Source organism: Thiofractor thiocamini, from assembly GCF_055384375.1.
On the sequence record NZ_AP042389.1, the window covers coordinates 532,375 to 551,103 of the forward strand.

Genomic DNA, 18,729 nt, shown 5'->3' on the forward strand with positions numbered 1-18,729 from the left:
AATAACCGGTTAAATTATATTTTGAGGTTTTTATGATAAGAACATTGGTATGTGCTGTTTTTTCATTGTTAAATGTTAAAAACCCGGTGCATTGTAACTGCATATTCAAAAGAAAATGCTCACTTATCTTAAGACTTACAAAAAATCTTGGAAAACCTCACTGCAACTGTGCAAACTACAGCTACAGACTTACCGGCATCGCTCCTCCAGTTTTTTAATACATTCAAACAATCGATAAATTTTTACCTAACATTACAAATATAAATATAAATATAAAAGGATAAAGCTATGCCAAAAAACTGGGTAGTCGGCTTTCCAAGAATCGGAGAGCAAAGAGAGCTTAAAAAAGCTTTGGAAAATTACTGGGCAGGAAAAATAGAGGCGTCTGAACTTTTAAAAGTTGCGGATGAATTAAAACTAAGACATTGGAATTATCAAAATACTGCAGCCATATCACATATAAGTTGCAATGACTTTTCACTATATGACAATATGCTTGATATGAGTATAACTCTTGGTGCGATTCCAAAAAGATTTAGAGATATACAAAAGCCACTTGAAAGATACTTTTCTATGGCAAGAGGTGATGAAAAAAGAGTGGCAATGAGCATGACAAAGTGGCTCAATACCAACTATCACTATATAGTTCCTGAGCTATCAAAAGATGATGAGTATAAGCTTGATATAACAAAGATAAAAGAGGAGTATCTTCAAGCTAAAAAAGCAGATATCAAACCAAAGATAAATCTCATAGGTATAGTTACCTTTATAGCTTTTTCCAAGGCTGTGGATTTTGAAGATAAGTTTGAAGCTTTTGATAAATTGCTTGTAGTTTATGAAGAGTTGGTCAAAGAGATAGCAACTTTTGATGATGAAGTTATCGTGCAGTTTGATGAGCCTCTTTTTTCTAAAGATATAACTTCAAAAGAGTTATCGCTTTTAAAAATCGCTTATGAAAAGTTATCCAACATAAGTGATAAGGTTAAAATCGCCGTTACTACATATTTCGAGCACTCAATCGAAGCTACAAAAGTGCTTTGCCATACAGATGTATGGGCTTTGGGACTTGACTTTGTTTATGGAGAGAAAAACTTTGAAGTACTAGAAGATATAAAAAACAGTGGCAAAGTTTTAATCGCAGGTGTGATAGATGGTAGAAATGTATGGGTTAGCGATGTAGATAAAAAGCTTGATTTGCTAAAAAGTATAGCAAATGTTATCCCAAAAGATAAACTCATAGTCTCTACAAGTTGTTCACTTTTACATGTTCCTTTTACGCTAAAATATGAAGTAAAACTAAGTAAAGAGATAAAAGAGTGGCTTAGTTTCGCTTTGGAAAAACTTGATGAATTGAAAGTGGTTACAAAACTCTTTTTTGACGGTGAAAAATCACTTGGCAGTAGCGATGAAGAGTTACTCGCTAAAAATAGACGGGCGGTTCACTTCAGAGCTACTTCGAACAAGATCCACAATGACAAAGTTAAAAAAAGGGTTGAAAATATCACATCATTCAAGAGAGAATTACCTTTTAAATATAGGATAAAACTGCAAAAGGAAGCGTTGAATCTACCTGTGCTACCGACAACCACTATAGGCTCATTTCCTCAAACTCCTGAACTTAGAAAAGTAAGAAGAGATTACAAAAAAGGCAGTATCGATAAGAAAGAGTATGAAAAGTTCATCAAAAATTACATAGATGAATGTGTCGCTTTTCAAGAGAGTATCGATCTTGATGTTTTGGTTCATGGGGAGCCGGAGAGAAACGATATGGTCGAATACTTTGGTGAGTTGCTTGAAGGGTTTGCATTTTCTCAAAACGGCTGGGTACAAAGCTATGGTAGCAGATGCGTCAAGCCACCTTTACTTTATGGAAATGTCTTAAGAGAAAAACCTATGACAGTAGAATGGATAACATATGCTCAAGGTAAAACCAAAAAAGTCATGAAAGGTATGCTAACAGGACCTGTTACCATACTAAACTGGTCTTTTGTTAGAGATGATCAGCCAAGAAGTCAAACAGCCAAAGAGATAGCTCTATCCATAGCTGATGAGATAGATGATCTTCAAAATGCAGGTATCAAAATCATTCAGGTTGATGAGGCAGCTTTTAAAGAGGGGTATCCTCTAAGAAAGGAGGATATCAAAGAGTATGAAAAATGGGCGGTTGAGAGCTTTAAGATAGCTACTTCGGTTGCAAAGCCAAAAACTCAGATACATACTCATATGTGCTACAGTGACTTTAACGACATCATCCAAACCATAGAGGATATGGATGCAGATGTGATAACTATAGAAACTTCAAGAAGCGGCAACAGGCTTTTGAAAGTCTTTAAAAGGGTAGGGTATCAAAAAGAGATAGGTCCCGGAGTTTATGATATTCATTCACCAAGAATTCCCTCAGTTGATGAGATAAAGAAACAAATTTCAAAACTTTTGGAAGTTTTACCAAAAGAGCAGTTGTGGATAAATCCTGATTGTGGACTCAAAACAAGAAAATGGGACGAAGTTAAACCAAGTCTAAAACATATGGTCGAAGCCGTTAAAAGCTTTAGGTAAATACAAAAGGAGGAAAAATCCTCCTTTTTGTATTATTTGTAATTTTTTATCGCTTTGTTCAGTAAAGCCTCTGCTTCACTTGCATCTTGAAAATCTTTGAGTTTTACCCATTTGTTTGGTTCAAGCATCTTGTATGTTTCAAAGAAGTTTTTGATCTTATTTAGAGTTGCCTGTGGTAAATCTTTCCAACTTTTTATATCATCATATCTTGGATCGATTTTGGAAGTAGGGACTGCCAAAAGTTTTTCATCCATTCCCGCTTCATCCTCCATGATCAAAACTCCGATGAGTCTGCACTTTATAACAGAACCCGCTTGAACTGGGTATTCATTTAAAACAAGTATATCTATAGGATCTCCGTCATCAGCCAAAGTATTTGGCACAAAACCGTAATTTGCCGGATAGAACATAGCGGAGTATAAAACTCTATCGACCAAAATAGCGCCACTGTCCTTGTCGAGTTCATACTTTATATTCGAGCCGTATGGTATCTCTATAAGGGCATTTACTTTTTGTGGGTTTTCTCCCGAACCTATCTTTGATATATCCATGGTTATTCCTTTATCTTTAATTTTTTATTTTTAACTTCATTTTTGAAAAACGTACACCATTTCTCAACTTTTTCCTTGTCATAATCAGCTATATAAATCTCAACATATCTTTTATCTCCGTCAAATTTCGGAAGTGATGAAAATTCCAAATCTTTTGGTAAAGAATGCATAGTATCTATAAGTTCGTTTTCACTTGATATAACCGTAAAATTACAAGAGTATTTCTTTGTGTTTTTTGGATAAAACTTATCGAGTGCTTCTATAACCATATGTCTAGCCATCTCAGGAAACCCGGGAACGAAGAAAAATCTCTCATCTACCCCAAAGCCTGGTACTTGATTGACTACATTTTTTAAAAGGATTGCGTTTTTTGGCAAATTTGCCATATTGATTCTGTGTGGATATGCATCTTTGCCAAACTGATTTTCTATGAGTTTAAGTGCATCTTTGTTCTGTTCTATGATACCTGCTGTAAAAACCCTTGCCGCCACTTCTCTTGTATAATCATCTGGAGTGGCACCGATACCTCCGAAACTGAACATTACCGAGTTTTTATCTTTTTTTACGAGATTAAAGACATCTTCCATGAAAGAAGGGTCATCTTTTATGACAAAATTTGCCTTTTGTTCCCATCCTCTTTTTAAAAGTTCATTGTTTATAAACTCAAAATGCTTATCTTTTCTTCTGCCGTTAAAAAGTTCTGTACCTATGATAACAGAGTAAAAAGAGGGGTTTTTAACTGCCATTAAATCTTACTTTTTATAAAGTTTTCCATATCGCTTACTATCTCTTCGATAGTTCGTTCACCGTTTATCTTTTTGAGCAAGCCTTTTTTTGTATAGAACTCCTGTATATCTTTCAAAGGCTCAGTGTAAACTTTCATCCTGTTATAAAAAACCTCTTCATTATCGTCTGCGCCTCTGGCTCTTCCTAAAACTCTATCTTTTGCCACTTCTTCGCTGACTTCAACTTCTATAACCGATACAAGTTCTATGTCTTTTTGTTCACATAAAATTTTATCGAGTGCTTCCATCTGTTCTATGCTTCTTGGAAAACCGTCTATCAAAATGATATCTTTGGGTGAATTTTTTATAGCGTTTACGATAGTGTTGATAACTATATCAAGTGGTACAAGATTGCCTTTTGAAGTATAACTCTCTATAGTTTTTCCAAGCTCGCTCCCACTGGCTATCTCTGCTCTTAAAAGATCCCCGGTAGAGTAGTGGGCTATTGTGTCGCTGTTGTTTTTCGCTATGATTTCAGCATCAGTGGTCTTCCCGCTTCCGGGAGCTCCTATTATTAAAAAAAGTTTTTTCATTTTATATCCTTTGTGATGTTTCTTATCCTAAGTCCTAACTCTTTTAACTGTTCACTATCAACTTCACTTGGAGCGGAAGTTAAAAGACATTGGGCTTTTTGAGTTTTAGGGAAAGCTATAACATCTCTTATACTTTCAGCCCCACTTAAAAGCATGATAAGTCTGTCAAATCCTATGGCAAAACCACCATGAGGAGGTGCACCGAACTTCAATGCTTCAAGTAAAAATCCAAACTTTTCATTTGCTTCTTCATCGCTTATGCCAAGAAGTTTGAATATCTCATTTTGGATATCCTCTTTATGTATCCTGATGCTTCCGCCACCAAGTTCAACTCCGTTTAAAACAATATCATAAGCGATAGAGCTTATATCTTCAATATTTTCTTTGTTCAAATCTTTTGGCATAGTAAAAGGATGATGAAGAGCTTTTACTTTTCCGTCTTCTATCTCAAACATAGGAAAATCAACAACCCATACGAAGTTGAACTCATCTTGCGGGATGATGCCCATAAGTTCAGCCAAATATATCCTAAACCTTCCCATGTAATCAAGAACGACTTTTTTATCACCCGCTCCAAAAAATACAACATCCCCGACTTTTATATCGCAAACTTTTATGATCTCATTCAAGTCTTCTTCGCTAAAAAATTTGGTCAAAGGACCTTTTAATCCCTCTTCTTTCATTTGAAAGTAACCAAGACCTTTAGCACCGAATTTTCTTACATAATCTTCAAAACCTTTCATCTGTCTTTTTGAAAAGATATTGTCACCGTTTGGAACTTTGAGAGCTTTTATGCGGTTATGGGCTTTATCTTTTGCAATGGAAGCAAATATCTCATTTGTGCTTCTTGCAAATATATCTATAACATCTACCATGGATAAGTCATACCTAAGATCTGGTTTATCGCTACCGTACTTTTCCATAGCTTCGTTGTAAGTGATCCTTTTAAAGCTTTTTTCTATCTCATTACCACAAGCTTTAAATATGTTATATAGTAAATGCTCAGCTACTTTTATAACATCTTCCTGGTCGCAAAAGCTCATCTCAACATCTATCTGGGTAAATTCAGGTTGTCTATCCGCTCTTAAATCTTCGTCTCTAAAACATTTGGCAATTTGAAAATATCTGTCAAATCCACCAACCATCAAAAGCTGTTTAAAAAGTTGAGGAGATTGGGGAAGTGCATAAAATTCACCATTATGAACACGACTAGGAACTAGATAATCTCTTGCACCTTCAGGAGTTGACTTGGTAAGAACCGGAGTTTCAACTTCTAAAAATCCAAGTTCATCCAAAGCATTTCTTGCCGCAATGGAAGCTTTGCTTCTTAGTTTGAAGATATCAAGTGCTTTTTTGGTTCTTAGTTCAAGATATCTATACTTTAGTTTTATCTCTTCGTTTACTCTCTCATCACCCAAATCAAACGGCATAGGCAAGGCTCTGTTTTCTATAGTTAATTTATCTACTACAACTTCTATGGTTCCTGTTTTTAGATTTGGATTTTCAAGTCCTTCACCTCTTGGTCTTACTTTTCCGCTCGCAACCAAAACAAACTCATCTCTTACACTATCTGCCAATTTCCAGGCTTCTTCGTTGTCATTTGGGTCACAAACTAGCTGGATTAGTCCTGTTTTATCTCTCAAATCGATAAAAACAACTCCTCCGTGGTCTCTTCTGGAGTTTACCCATCCGCAAAGTTTTACCTCTTTGCCTATATCATTTTCACTGACTTCCGTATTGTAATGTGTTCTCAAACTTGTTTCCTTGATGTTTTTTAAAGAGGTGATTATATCTAAAATAAGTTAAATATTTTATTACATTGCCTGAAGCGATGTAACAAGTTCTTCATATGTTGTGTTGTTTTGTTTTAAAAAGTCATTTAAGATTTTCTCTGAAGCTTTCATGCCTCCAGATTTTTCCGCATCGACTAATTGTCTGTATACCGGTATGATGGCTTCAAGCCCTTTTTTTGAGGGTTTTCTTCTAACAGAAAAGTATCCTACTATATTATCATGTTCATCAACTGAAGCGGTAATGTTCGCAAAAACCCAGTAATAACCACCGTCTTTTCTAAGGTTTTTAACAAAGCCGAAAAATTCCTGCCTATTTTGTATAAGATCCCAGCAAAGTTTGAATGCGATACGTGGCATATCAGGGTGCCTTATGAGGTTGTGGTTCGCACCTATGAGTTCATCTTGAGTGTATCCGCACATATCTATAAAGATTTGGTTACAGTAAGTTATAAAGCCTTTTGTGTCAGTTTTTGATACTATAAAGTCATTGTCATCCATGACTTTTTCATCATTTTTCAAAACTTTCGGTGCGTCAAGTTTGCTAAGTCTTTTAACACTCATAAACACTCCTTTAAAAAAGTTTTGGTATTATACAATTAACTTTTTTAAAAGGAAATCAAACGGTGCAGATCATAAACATAGATGAAAAGATCGAAAAGATAGAAAAGATAGGGCTTGTTGTAAGACCTGATACCCATAATTTGCACCGATACTATGATCAAATCCAAAAAAAACTTGATCAACATAATGTAGAGTTGATACTTGACGAGGAGAGTGCAGCACTGCTTGGCAAGAACGGAGAAAATTTTGATAAAATGTGCCAAAAGAGCGATATCATCATATCCCTTGGAGGAGACGGTACGCTTATATCGCTTTGTAGAAGAAGTTTCAAATACAATAAGCCAATCCTTGGTATCAACATAGGAAAACTCGGTTTTTTGGTTGATATAGATGTAAAAGAGTTGGAGAGTTTTTTAGACAAACTTTTTGAAAACGAATATAGAATAGACAGAAGAATGGTACTTGAGGTAGTTTTCAACAAACAAGATGAACAAAAAAGTGCTTTCGCTTTCAATGATGTGGTTTTTTCAAGACCAATGGTCGCAGGCATGGTCGATCTTCAAGCTTATGTGGATGATGTACACTTCAACAATTATTATGGTGACGGACTTATAGTCTCAACTCCAACCGGTTCGACCGCTTACAATCTCTCAAGTGGTGGACCGGTAGTGTTTCCTCTTACTGAGGCACTTATACTGACACCGCTTTGTTCTCACTCTCTAACACAAAGACCGCTTATACTGCCTGCAAATTTTAAAGTGATGATAAAAAGTAGCGACAATGTACTCATAGCTATTGATGGACAGGATATTTATCATTTGAAAGACTATGAAAGCGTTGAATTTAAAATGGCAAAGAAAAGAGTAAGACTCATACATAGAGTCGAGAGAAATTACTTTAAGGTTTTAAGAGAAAAACTTAAATGGGGTGATGCTTGATAGAGAGGTTTTATTTAAAAGAGTGTCTTGTTTTCAAAGAGGTCGAACTGGAGCTTAAGAAGGGGCTTATACTCTTTAGTGGAGCAAGCGGGGTAGGCAAATCGATACTTTTAAACGCACTTCTTGGAGTTTTCGGATATAAGGATTTGCAAGCAAAATTAGCGGAAGTATCGCTTGATAATGAGCTGGATATGGAAGATATTGGCATAGAAAATGAAGAGATAAATGTCTTTAAATTTGCTAAAACAAAAAGTGCAAGATACTTCATAAACGGTTCACAAGTACCTAAGAAAACTCTTAACAAAATATCTAAAAATATCATAGACTATCTTTCGCCGAAGGAGTACAAAGAGTTTGAAAACCATAGACTCTTAAGTGTACTCGATGCCATCATTTCGCAAGATGATAAAAAGTATGAAGAGTTTTTAAAAAACTACAAAAGAGTTTATAATGATTACAAAAAAGTTGCCAATGATCTCCAGGAGATAGTTGAAAAAGAGAAAAAGATAGAAGAATTAAAAGAGTTTGCCGCTTATGAGATAGCAAAGATAGAGGAGATTTCGCCAAAGATAGGCGAATATGAAGAGTTGATGGATATAAAAAAATCACTCTCAAAAAAAGAGAAGATATCCGAAGCAGTCCAAAATGCTAAAGCAATATTCGATTATGAGCATTTTGTAAATGAAGCACTTGAATTGCTTGAAGTAGAGAGTGCATTTTTTGATGAGAGTTTAAATGAACTTAGAGCCCACCTTGAAAATGCAGAAGATAAGATAAGCGAGCTTGAAGATATAGATATAGAAGAAGTACTTGACAGGATAGAGAAACTCTCACACTTAAAACAAAGATACGGCTCGGTTGAAGAATCTTTGGAATATCTTGAAAAAAAGAGAGAAGAGTTAGAGTACTACAACAACATCTCTTATGAAAAAAGCGAACTTCAAAAAGAAGAGAAAACTCTTCTAAGAAAATGCGATGAAATGTGTGAAACAATCACCAAAAAAAGAGAGTCGGCGCTAAAAGAGTTAAATACTCTTATAAACGAATACCTTCAAATGCTTTATCTGCCCGCTATAAAACTGTCCTTAAAGCAAACCGACATGAGTGAGTATGCAAAAGATGAAGTGGATATAAATCTATGGGGTATAGGGTTGGATAAGATAAGTTCAGGTGAGTTTAATCGTGTCAGGCTGGCTTTTTTAAGCGCTTTTAACGATATAAAAAACAGCCGACAAAACGGTATCTTGATACTCGATGAAGTGGATGCGAACTTAAGCGGAAAAGAGTCCATGAGTATAGCTACCGTACTTAAAAAGTTATCAAACAATTACCAAATCTTTGCCATATCCCACCAGCCTCAACTCACATCAAATGCCGATATGCACTTTTTGGTTTACAAAGAAAACGGTCAATCAAAAGTGAAAGAATTAAAAGACAAAAACAGCAAAATCGATGAATTGGCAAGAATGATAAGCGGAGAAAAGATACACCAAAAAGCTTTTGATTTTGCAAAAAGTTTATATGAGGAGAAAAAGAAGTGATCATAGATACTCACTGTCACCTTGATGATAAAAGATATGATGATGACTTGGATGAAGTTATCAAAAGAGCAAGAGCTCATGAAGTCAAAGGTTTTGTTATACCGGGAGCCGATATAAAAGATTTGCCAAAAGCCAAAGAGATATCTTACAGATATGACGATGTTTACTACGCGGCAGGAGTGCATCCTTACAACCTTGAAGGGTTTGATGAAGAGATACTAAGAGATTATCTCAAGGACGAAAGATGCGTTGCGGTTGGAGAGTGCGGACTTGATTATTATCGCTTGGAAAAAGAGGATAAAGAGAGTATCAAAAACAGACAAAAAGAGATATTTAAAAAGCAGATAGAATTATCGTTCGAGTTCGATAAACCTTTGATAGTGCATATCAGAGAAGCCAGCAAAGACAGTCTTGATATCTTAAAAAGTTACGGTGAGTTCAAACAGCTTGGAGTACTTCACTGTTTCAATGCAAGTGAAATACTTTTAGAGTTGAGCAACAGTGGATTTTATTTTGGTATCGGAGGGGTCTTGACTTTTAAAAATGCCAAAAAGCTGGTAGAAATATTACCTAAAATCCCACTTGACAGGATAGTTTTGGAAACAGATGCCCCTTATCTTACCCCTCATCCTCACAGAGGAGAGAGAAATGAGCCATACTATACTACATTTGTAGCAAAAAAAATGGCAGAACTTTTGAGATTAAGCTATGAAGAGGTGTGTGATATCACAACCGCTAACGCAAAAAGAGTTTTTAAAGAGTTTTTATAGTAGAATAAGAGATTGAAATTTGAGGATTTTAGTAAATGATTAGAGTTTTTTTGGGTTTGATACTTATTTGGCAGTTTTCATGGGGACTTTTAACGATTGAAGATGACTATACAAAAGAGATACGTGTACTTAAAAGTCTGGATATCGATGTAACTTTTTTGAAAGATCCTGTATTTGTATCTATGAAAAACAACCTGGGAATATATAAAACAAAACACTTTTTAAGAGTACTTGAAGACGGCAGAACTTTCATACCTGTAATACGACAAATGATAACCAAATCAGGAATACCAAAAGCATTTTTGTATCTTGCCATGGCAGAGTCGAACTTTTCAGCTAAAGCAAGATCTAGATCCCGAGCAGTGGGGCTTTGGCAATTTATGCCAAGAACCGCAAAGCTGCTTGGCTTGAAAGTGGACAGGTATGTCGATGAGAGAAGAGATCCTATAAAATCCACAAAAGTCGCTATAAAATATTTGAAATTCCTTCACAAAAGGTTTGGGAAATGGTATCTTGCCGCTATAGCATACAATTGCGGAGAGGGAAAACTAAGCAGGGTTATAAAAAAACTAGGAAGCGATAAATTGAGTCTTCTTTTGGATGGCAGGAAAAAATATCTTCCAAAAGAGAGCAGAATGTATATAAGAAAGATTGTGATGATGGCAAATCTTTCAAACGATGAAGACTTTATAGCTGAAAACAAAGCAGATCATTTGATGAACAGAGGCAGTACTTTTACTTTGGCTACCGTTGAAGTAAAAGGCGGGGTTTCTCTAAGAAGTATCGGTGAAAGTATACATCTCTCGGCAAAAACGATCAAAGAATTCAATCCACAGTTAAGATATTATTTCACTCCACCATACAACAAAAAATACACCATATATATCCCATACAACAAATATTCTCTTTTTCAAAAAAATTACAAACCTTCAAAAAGCAATAGAAAATTTTATGTATATATCATAAAAAAAGGAGATTCTCTATACAAGATAGGCAAAAGGTTCGGTATATCATATAAGATCATAAAAGATTTCAACCATTTAAAGAGTAATTTTCTAAGGCTTGGAAAAAAACTCATTATACCTTCGACCGGTCCGAGATTTGTAAAATACACCATCAAAAGAGGTGATACACTTTCTCTTATATCAAAAAGATTTAAAGTGAAAATCAAAAAGATAATGCAGGCAAACAATATGAAAAATTCTTTATTGAAGCCCGGAGTAAAAATTGTTATCCCAAATTAGAAATATCTTTTCAGTGTCATTGGCTTTGATTTTTCTTGCCGGATGCTCGTCAAGAAGTTACTATGGAGGTTACTATCCGCCTGTAAGAAGTCACAAGATAAACAATTCTCCAAGTATTCAAAAAGCTACAATGAGACCGTATATGGTAAACGGTAGAACGTATTATCCGACAGTTGTCCGCACCGGCAATATATACAGAGGAATTGCTAGTTGGTATGGACCAAATTTCCACGGCAAAAAAACTTCAAACGGAGAGTGGTATGATATGTATGCCATGACGGCTGCTCATAAAACACTCCCTATGAATACCATAGTAAAGGTAACAAATCTTTTGAATGGAAAAAGTGCGATAGTAAGGATCAATGACAGAGGACCGTTTGTAAAAAACAGGATCATCGATCTTTCGTACGCTGCAGCCAAAAAATTAGGCGTAGTCGCAAGCGGTACGGCTCCGGTCAGACTTGAGGTTTTAGGCTTTAACGGAAAGATCACCACCGCATCCAACAAAACCAAATCATCTGTTACGCTAAGTAATTTTTCAGTACAGATAGGCTCTTTTAGAAGATATGAGGGGGCTAAGATATATAAAAACAGATATAACAATTATCAAAACAGATACAAAACTTCCATTGTCAAAGGGTATTATAAAGGAAATCCTATATACAGGGTTTGGCTAAGCGGTTTTAAAAGTGAGAATGAAGCAAGAGACTTTATAGGACAGGGAGAATTCCCGGGTGCTTTCATAGTGAGAAAATAAGAGGGATAAAAGATGACCACCATCGATAGAAAAACAAACGAAACAGATATAAAAGTAACTTTGGATATAAGAGGTTCCGGTAAAAGTGATATTAATACCGGTATAGGATTTTTCGATCATATGCTCGAATCTTTTTCAAAACACTCTCTTGTCGATTTGAGTGTAGTATGTAAGGGTGATTTGGAAGTTGACTTTCATCATAGCGTGGAAGATGTAGGCATTGTTATAGGCAAAGCTTTAAAAGATGAAATATACCCTTTAAAAAATATGGAAAGATTTGCAGATGCGACTATAGTGATGGATGAAGCGAGTATCAAATGTGCAATCGATCTTTCAAACAGACCTTATCTTGTATACGAAGTACCTGTTTTTGGTAAAATCGGGGAGTTCGATGCGGAACTTGCCGAAGAATTTTTTAGAGCCCTCGTTTTCAATGCATCTATCAATGCACATATCATAAAAGAAAGAGGTGTCAACAAACATCATATGGTAGAAGCTGCTTTCAAATCTTTTGCTATAGCCCTAAGAAGAGCTTTGGCATATAACGACAGGATATCAACTCCTAGTACGAAAGGAGTTTTATGAGTCTTAAACTTGTCGTTTTTGATGTTGACGGTTGTATGACAAACGGCGCAATCAGTTATGACAGTAACGGTAATGAGATAAAGACTTTCAATGTCAAAGATGGTCTTGGTATCGTAACTTTACATAAAATGGGTATAAAAACCGCTATCATAACAGGTAGAGATTCGACCATCGTAACAAACAGGGTCAAAGAACTTGGTATTACATATTTGTATCAGGGAGTGAAAAAGAAGATAGAAAAATTAGATGAAATTCTTGAAAAAGAGGGTCTAAAATACAGCGAGACAGCCTACATAGGAGATGATATAAACGATGTCCCCATTTTGAGAGTTGCAGGGTACTCTTTCGCTCCCAAAGATGCTTTACCTTATGCCAAAGATGCCGCAAAGATAGTTTTAAGCAAATGCGGCGGTGACGGTGCGGTAAGGGAAATGATAGAGATACTTTTAAAAGAGTGTGACTTACAAGAGAGGTTTAAAGAACATTGGGTGTAAGATTTTTTTTAATTTTTATTATATTTTTTTTATCGGCATCGATCTTTTTGTTTTACCAAAAGTCCAAGACATTGAGCATATATGCAAATATGACCGACACTCCCATGATGGAGCTTGAAGATAGTAAAATGTACGATATAACTTATCAAGGTATAAGCGCATATCTTCAATCAAAAATCGCAAAAAGATATAAAGACAGATATGAACTATATAAGATATACTCGAACAAAAAAGATAACAAAACCGATGAGAAGCTGTGGGCAGATAGAGGAGTATTAAAAGATGATATCTTGTCGCTTTTTGGAAATGTTCTATATAAAGACAGTGAGGATCAAACCCTTTCAGCAAATAGAGTCATTTACAATATAAAAAAAGATATACTCTCATCAAATACGCTTTTTAAAGCGACATATAAAAAAAGTGAGGTTGTCGGTAGCTCATTTGTTTATTTTAAAAGAGAAAAAAGATTGACTGCTGATAACATAAAAGCAAATATAGTAACGGAGGAATTTAAAAAATAATGAAAAAAATAATCTTGGCAAGCCTTTTGATTGGCGGTATCTTGTGGGCAAAAAGTGAAAATGTGGAAATCACGTCAAAACATTTTGAAGCGGACGAAGCAAAGCTTATATCCAAATTTACCGGTGATGTTAAAGTTGTAAAGGGGTATGATACCATCACTTCAAACACTTTGATCATAAATTTTGACAAAAACAAAAATCCTGTAAAATATACTGCAACCGGTAAAGCCAAATTTAAACTGATACTTAACAAAAAACATTATGCGGGAAAAGCGGATAAGATCATTTATAATCCTTTGAAGAAATATTATCGTTTTATAGGAAATGCCTTTTTGCAGGATATCGATACTCATAAAAAGATTTATGGTGATGATATAACTATCGACCAGCTCAACGGAAAATATGATGTAAAAAGCAGTGGAAACAAGCCTGTCAAGTTCATATTTAAAGTGGAAGATAAAAAATAGTGACCAGGATAGTAAACGCCAAATTTTTAACTTCTTCAACTTCAAGAAGTAATTTGCTTGAAGAGGGCATAAGTGAAGTTGCATTTTTAGGAAGAAGCAACGTCGGTAAAAGCTCATTTATAAACAGTCTCACCAATAAAAAAGCTTTGGCAAAAAAGTCTTCAACTCCCGGAAAAACAAGGCTTATAAACTTTTTTGAAGTTGTATACAAAAAAGACGAAGAAACATTTATGGCTAGATTTGTCGATCTTCCGGGATTTGGATATGCAAAAGTTTCAAAATCCATACAAGAAGAGTGGAGCAAGAATCTAAACGACTTCATAAAAAGTAGGCTCTCTATAAGGACTTTTGTGCATCTTCTTGATGCCAGGCATCCTACTCAAAAAATCGATGAGGGTGTAAGAGAGTATTTAAAATCCATAAAAAGGGATGATCAAAAAATCATAGAAATTTTTACAAAGGCTGATAAGCTCAACCAAAAAGAGTTGTCGAAATTAAAAAAAGATTTTCCAAATGCATTGTTGGTTTCAAATCTAAACAAAAAAGGTATAGAAAAAGCCAACGATGTTATATTTGATACACTTTTTTCATAAAGGCGGCATATGGATATAACTTATGAAAAACCGACCCTGCTTGATATAGATATGATGCAAGAGTTAGTTCATCCCGAAGTTGAAAGCGGTGTGATTTTATATAGAAGCGATGATGAAATAGCACAAAATATAAGATCATATGTTGTAGCTAGAGATAAAGACAAAATAGTCGGCTTTTGCGCACTTCATATATTCTCAAAACAATTAGCCGAAATACGAAGCATCATCATAGATAAAGAGTATCGGGGTTTTGGAATTGGTAAAAAACTGGTAAATTTTCTAATTGACGAAGGTAAAGCACTAGGTGTAAAGAGTATATTTGCGCTCACTTATGAAAGAGAGTTTTTTTCAAGGATCGGTTTTAATGAAATCGATAAAGACAAGTTGCCCGAGCAGAAAATCTGGGCTGATTGTATAAAATGTAAACACTTCCCGGTATGCAACGAAATAGCCTTTATAAAACAAATTTAAAATATCTGCTGATCTTTTTACTGCTTGTCGTATATGAATCGCTGACTTCCATATATCTATATCTATCTCCACTTTATGGGGTAGCATTTTACTATATTGTAAGATACATACATGATAAAAGTCACATATTTAGAGTGAGTCTGGCTTTTTTTTATATATTCATTTATGAGATAGATAAAGGTTTCATACCACTTTCATTTTTACTTTTTTTCGGTATATACTATCTTTTTTTTATAGACAAGATAGAAAGATTTTTCAGTAACAAAAACTATAGGATATTTTTTCATATATTAAACGCCTATATAGGATACTATTTAGTCAATTTGATACTAAGTTATCTATTCAATTATGATTTGCCCGGTATCGATTATAAATATCTGCTTTATATAGTTACTGATTTTCTAATAACGGTGGCAATCATATGACAAGGATCAAGATAGCCATAGCTGTTTTTATAACCATACTTTTCATACTTGTCGTGAAGATATACTATATATCGGTAAAATCAAATGCTCTGTATTCGCAAATTGCAAAGAACAATATCATAAAAAGAGAAGACATCCCGCCGCTTAGAGGAGTCATAAGAGATAATCGTGGTATAGCATTAGCAGTGAATAAGCTCGGATTTGCCATAGAGATAAAGCCACACTTGAGCAAAAAGGCAAAGATCAAAATACTCGATAAGAAGATAAACAAACTGATAAAATTCTTTCCGGATTTGAAAGCGACAACTTTAAAAAAAGAGTACCTTAAAAAAGATTCTCCTTATGTGCACAAATATATCAAAGTCATAAGATTTTTACCTTATGATGAGATCATTCCATATTTTTCTCAGATATCACTTGATGATGATATCAAGATAGTACCCGCATCAAAAAGGTATTATCCGTATGGTGCCATACTTTCTCATGTACTCGGCTATGTCGCAAAAGCCAATATAAAAGATGTAAGAGCGGATTTTGTAGCGAATTTGACAGGTTTTACAGGTAAAAGCGGAGTGGAAAAATACTACAACAGTTATCTTGAAGGAAAAGCGGGTGTTAAAGTCAGTGAAGTATCAGCCTACAACAAGGAAGTAAAGGTACTAAAAAAAATAGATCCGAAAAAAGAGAATATCACATTAAGTGTCGATGTAAAACTTGAAGAATACATAGCAAATCTCTTTAAAGGAAAAAGCGGTGCGGTCATAGTCATGAATGTGCAAGACGGCTCTATACTATCTGCAGGTTCATATCCGGGATTTGATCCCAATAAATTTGTAAACGGCATAAGCTTTAAAGAGTGGAAACAAATCTCAACCGATTTCAATCACCCTTTTACGAACAAATTGACAAACGGACTTTATCCTCCCGGCTCTATCGTCAAACCCGGTGTCGGTCTGGCATTTTTAGATAGCAGGTACATAAATCGAAATACTATATTTTATGACCCAGGATTCATTGAACTAGGCAATAGAAAATTTAGATGTTGGAAAAAAGAGGGTCATCACAAGGTAAACATCATAAAAGCCATAAGGGAAAGTTGTGATGTATATTACTATAAAGGCAGTCTTAAAGTTGGGATCGATAACATATCAAAAGTTTTGGCAAAATTCGGCTTCGGGCAAAAAACAGAGGTTGATTTGGCAAATGAATCCAAAGGTATACTTCCTTCAAGAAAATGGAAATTAAGAAGATACGGTAAGCCTTGGTTTCAGGGGGAAACCATCATTACATCCATAGGGCAGGGTTATTTTTTGGTTACTCCAATGCAAGTTGCAAAATATACTGCCATGATAGCCACAGGACATAAAGTGACTCCGCATTTTATAAAAAATATAGGTGACAAACCCGTAACATTTAAAAACAAGCCCATATTCTCAAAAAAAGAGACTAGATACATAAAAACCATAAGAAAAGCAATGTATGAAGTTTGTAACTCACCACATGGAACGGCAACCAATTACCTGCATACCAAGATAACACTTGCAGGAAAAACTGGAACGGCTCAGGTTGTAGGAATCCCACAGGAGGAGAAAAAAAGAATGAAAGAGAATGAACTTACATACTTCAAAAGATCTCATGCGTGGCTTACCACTTACGGACCCTACAGACACCCGAAATATGCCGTAACCGTTCTTGTGGAACACGGTGGGCATGGTGGGCATGCCGCTGGAGATATAGTCTCCAAAATTTTTGACAAACTGTATGAATTGGGATATATCAAAACAAAAAATTAAAGATGCCCTTAACCTATACTGTTTTGAATGACCAGTGCCATCATAACGAGTAAAACTATGCCGGCTGATTTGGAGTACAGTCTGTTTGCGGTTATGAAAACAAGCATCACAGACACTACTAAAACCGAGATGATATCAAAAATATTTTTAGAGATATTTACACTCAATGGATTTATAAGAGCGGATGCTCCCAAAACCATACTGAAATTTGCCACATTAGAGCCTATGATATTTCCGATGGCCATATCGGCATTGCCTTTGCGTGCTGCTTTTATACTGACTACAAGTTCAGGAAGGCTTGTGCCAAATGCTATAAGAAGTAAAGATATGATCCATTCACTAACTCCTAGATTTCTTGCGATATTTGATGCACTTTCTATGGTGTAGTCAGCCCCTGCGACAACAAGTATAAAGCCGATACCAAGCAGTATGATACTCTTTATCCAGTTGAATTTCTCTTTTTTCAAACTCTCATCCACTTCACCGGATAACTCTTTTGCATCTTGCGATAAAAAGATAACATAAGCTATCATAACAAATATAAACAAAACCCCGTCGATCCTGCTTATCTTTCCGTCTATTATCATAACGATGAAGATAAGTACGGGAAAAAGTCCCCAAGCACTGTCTTTTTTAAAAAGGTCTCTTTTTGGATTGATCTTTTTTGCTATTAAAAAAACAAGTCCCAAAACCAGTGAGATATTGAAGATAACGCTTCCTATGACATTTGCGACTGCCATATCGCTTTTATGATAGTAGCTTGCGGTCATGGATGCCGCCATCTCAGGAAGACTTGTTCCTACGGCTATCAGTGAAGCTCCGATAACAAAAGATGATATACCAAAATGAAGTGCTATGCGTTCAGATTCGTTTATGATGAAGTCCGCTCCGTAGATAAGAGCTGAGAGTGAAACCATAAAGATAAGATACTCCATCATTCACTCCTTACTATCAAGCTTTTAGGCAGAGAGAATTTTTCTATGATTTCTCTCTCTTTTTTTCTCATTTCGCCATTGTCTTTTTCATGGTCATATCCAAGTACATGTAACAGCCCATGTAAAAAAAGCAAAGTAAACTCTTCATCTTTTGAATGTCCAAACTCAGCTGATTTCTCCACAACTTTGTCTGCATTGATAACGATACTGCCTATGGGAATATTTGGAATTTTTTCAAAAGGAAAGCTGATGACATCAGTTGGTTTGTCGATTCCTCTGTACTCTTTGTTTAAAGACTTTATCTCATTGGAATCAACAAGAATAAGCTCTATATCATCATTTGACACATCATTCAAAATCTCTTCGCATAAACTTATATCTATATCCAAGGTTGTTTCGTTTGTAAAATCTATCAA

22 protein-coding genes are annotated in these 18,729 nt (G+C 35.3%); 15 read left to right on the top strand and 7 right to left on the bottom strand.

All coding sequences use genetic code 11. The features are described from left to right. Positions 1-32: 32 nt before the first annotated feature. Both ACZ47B_RS02640 and metE read left to right on the top strand, forming a co-directional pair. Complete coding sequence (locus ACZ47B_RS02640; RefSeq protein WP_464895130.1) at positions 33-218, top strand: hypothetical protein; 186 nt, start codon at positions 33-35, stop codon at positions 216-218. Between the two features lie 70 nt (positions 219-288). Next, positions 289-2,556, top strand: a complete 2,268-nt coding sequence (gene metE / locus ACZ47B_RS02645; RefSeq protein WP_464895131.1) for a 5-methyltetrahydropteroyltriglutamate--homocysteine S-methyltransferase — start codon at positions 289-291, stop codon at positions 2,554-2,556. 32 nt (positions 2,557-2,588) lie between these two features. Here metE and ppa read toward each other — a convergent pair whose 3' ends face one another. From ppa to ACZ47B_RS02670, 5 genes are read right to left on the bottom strand one after another with little or no spacing between them, the layout of a single operon-like run. Further along, positions 2,589-3,107, bottom strand: coding sequence for an inorganic diphosphatase (ppa, locus tag ACZ47B_RS02650; RefSeq protein WP_464895132.1), 519 nt, complete (start codon positions 3,105-3,107; stop codon positions 2,589-2,591). Between the two features lie 2 nt (positions 3,108-3,109). Beyond that, on the bottom strand, positions 3,110-3,853 hold the full coding sequence (locus ACZ47B_RS02655; RefSeq protein ID WP_464895133.1) for a competence/damage-inducible protein A: 744 nt from the start codon (positions 3,851-3,853) through the stop codon (positions 3,110-3,112). Further along, complete coding sequence (locus ACZ47B_RS02660; protein WP_464895134.1) at positions 3,853-4,425, bottom strand: adenylate kinase; 573 nt, start codon at positions 4,423-4,425, stop codon at positions 3,853-3,855. The genes ACZ47B_RS02655 and ACZ47B_RS02660 overlap by 1 nt, the downstream gene beginning before the upstream one ends. After that, entirely contained in the window at positions 4,422-6,179 is a 1,758-nt protein-coding gene (aspS, locus tag ACZ47B_RS02665) for an aspartate--tRNA ligase (RefSeq protein WP_464895135.1), read from the bottom strand. The genes ACZ47B_RS02660 and aspS overlap by 4 nt, the downstream gene beginning before the upstream one ends. Before the next feature lie 60 nt (positions 6,180-6,239). Next, positions 6,240-6,779: a PAS domain-containing protein gene (locus ACZ47B_RS02670; protein ID WP_464895136.1), complete on the bottom strand. Its 540-nt coding sequence runs from the start codon at positions 6,777-6,779 to the stop codon at positions 6,240-6,242. A gap of 62 nt (positions 6,780-6,841) precedes the next feature. Between ACZ47B_RS02670 and ACZ47B_RS02675 the strand changes: the two genes are divergently transcribed. The 13 genes from ACZ47B_RS02675 to mrdA all read left to right on the top strand — a co-directional run bounded on the left by ACZ47B_RS02675 (position 6,842) and on the right by mrdA (position 17,378). Beyond that, complete coding sequence (locus ACZ47B_RS02675) at positions 6,842-7,717, top strand: NAD(+) kinase (protein ID WP_464895137.1); 876 nt, start codon at positions 6,842-6,844, stop codon at positions 7,715-7,717. Next, the gene (locus ACZ47B_RS02680; RefSeq protein ID WP_464895138.1) at positions 7,714-9,258 is read left to right on the top strand and encodes an AAA family ATPase; all 1,545 of its coding nucleotides are present in this window, start codon (positions 7,714-7,716) and stop codon (positions 9,256-9,258) included. The genes ACZ47B_RS02675 and ACZ47B_RS02680 overlap by 4 nt, the downstream gene beginning before the upstream one ends. Beyond that, entirely contained in the window at positions 9,255-10,028 is a 774-nt protein-coding gene (locus ACZ47B_RS02685; protein WP_464895139.1) for a TatD family hydrolase, read from the top strand. The genes ACZ47B_RS02680 and ACZ47B_RS02685 overlap by 4 nt, the downstream gene beginning before the upstream one ends. A 35-nt stretch (positions 10,029-10,063) precedes the next feature. Then, on the top strand, positions 10,064-11,272 hold the full coding sequence (locus tag ACZ47B_RS02690) for a lytic transglycosylase domain-containing protein (protein WP_464895140.1): 1,209 nt from the start codon (positions 10,064-10,066) through the stop codon (positions 11,270-11,272). Then, the gene (locus tag ACZ47B_RS02695; RefSeq protein WP_464895141.1) at positions 11,256-12,029 is read left to right on the top strand and encodes a septal ring lytic transglycosylase RlpA family protein; all 774 of its coding nucleotides are present in this window, start codon (positions 11,256-11,258) and stop codon (positions 12,027-12,029) included. The genes ACZ47B_RS02690 and ACZ47B_RS02695 overlap by 17 nt, the downstream gene beginning before the upstream one ends. Positions 12,030-12,041: 12 nt before the next feature. Continuing rightward, complete coding sequence (hisB, locus tag ACZ47B_RS02700; RefSeq protein ID WP_464895142.1) at positions 12,042-12,614, top strand: imidazoleglycerol-phosphate dehydratase HisB; 573 nt, start codon at positions 12,042-12,044, stop codon at positions 12,612-12,614. Further along, entirely contained in the window at positions 12,611-13,108 is a 498-nt protein-coding gene (locus ACZ47B_RS02705) for a KdsC family phosphatase (RefSeq protein WP_464895143.1), read from the top strand. Before hisB ends, ACZ47B_RS02705 begins: the two co-directional genes overlap by 4 nt. A gap of 71 nt (positions 13,109-13,179) precedes the next feature. Beyond that, entirely contained in the window at positions 13,180-13,629 is a 450-nt protein-coding gene (locus tag ACZ47B_RS02710) for an LptA/OstA family protein (RefSeq protein WP_464895144.1), read from the top strand. Continuing rightward, positions 13,629-14,096, top strand: coding sequence for a lipopolysaccharide transport periplasmic protein LptA (gene lptA / locus ACZ47B_RS02715; RefSeq protein ID WP_464895145.1), 468 nt, complete (start codon positions 13,629-13,631; stop codon positions 14,094-14,096). The genes ACZ47B_RS02710 and lptA overlap by 1 nt, the downstream gene beginning before the upstream one ends. Beyond that, on the top strand, positions 14,096-14,689 hold the full coding sequence (yihA, locus tag ACZ47B_RS02720; RefSeq protein WP_464895146.1) for a ribosome biogenesis GTP-binding protein YihA/YsxC: 594 nt from the start codon (positions 14,096-14,098) through the stop codon (positions 14,687-14,689). Before lptA ends, yihA begins: the two co-directional genes overlap by 1 nt. 9 nt (positions 14,690-14,698) lie before the next feature. Then, positions 14,699-15,160: an N-acetyltransferase gene (locus tag ACZ47B_RS02725; protein WP_464895147.1), complete on the top strand. Its 462-nt coding sequence runs from the start codon at positions 14,699-14,701 to the stop codon at positions 15,158-15,160. Further along, entirely contained in the window at positions 15,127-15,585 is a 459-nt protein-coding gene (locus tag ACZ47B_RS02730; protein ID WP_464895148.1) for a hypothetical protein, read from the top strand. The genes ACZ47B_RS02725 and ACZ47B_RS02730 overlap by 34 nt, the downstream gene beginning before the upstream one ends. Further along, positions 15,582-17,378, top strand: a complete 1,797-nt coding sequence (gene mrdA / locus ACZ47B_RS02735) for a penicillin-binding protein 2 (protein ID WP_464895149.1) — start codon at positions 15,582-15,584, stop codon at positions 17,376-17,378. The genes ACZ47B_RS02730 and mrdA overlap by 4 nt, the downstream gene beginning before the upstream one ends. Before the next feature lie 8 nt (positions 17,379-17,386). Here the strand turns inward: mrdA and ACZ47B_RS02740 are convergent, their stop codons facing one another. Next, positions 17,387-18,313, bottom strand: a complete 927-nt coding sequence (locus tag ACZ47B_RS02740; protein WP_464895150.1) for a calcium/sodium antiporter — start codon at positions 18,311-18,313, stop codon at positions 17,387-17,389. After that, on the bottom strand, positions 18,313-18,660 hold the full coding sequence (gene ybeY, locus ACZ47B_RS02745; protein ID WP_464895692.1) for an rRNA maturation RNase YbeY: 348 nt from the start codon (positions 18,658-18,660) through the stop codon (positions 18,313-18,315). The genes ACZ47B_RS02740 and ybeY overlap by 1 nt, the downstream gene beginning before the upstream one ends. Positions 18,661-18,729: the final 69 nt, after the last annotated feature.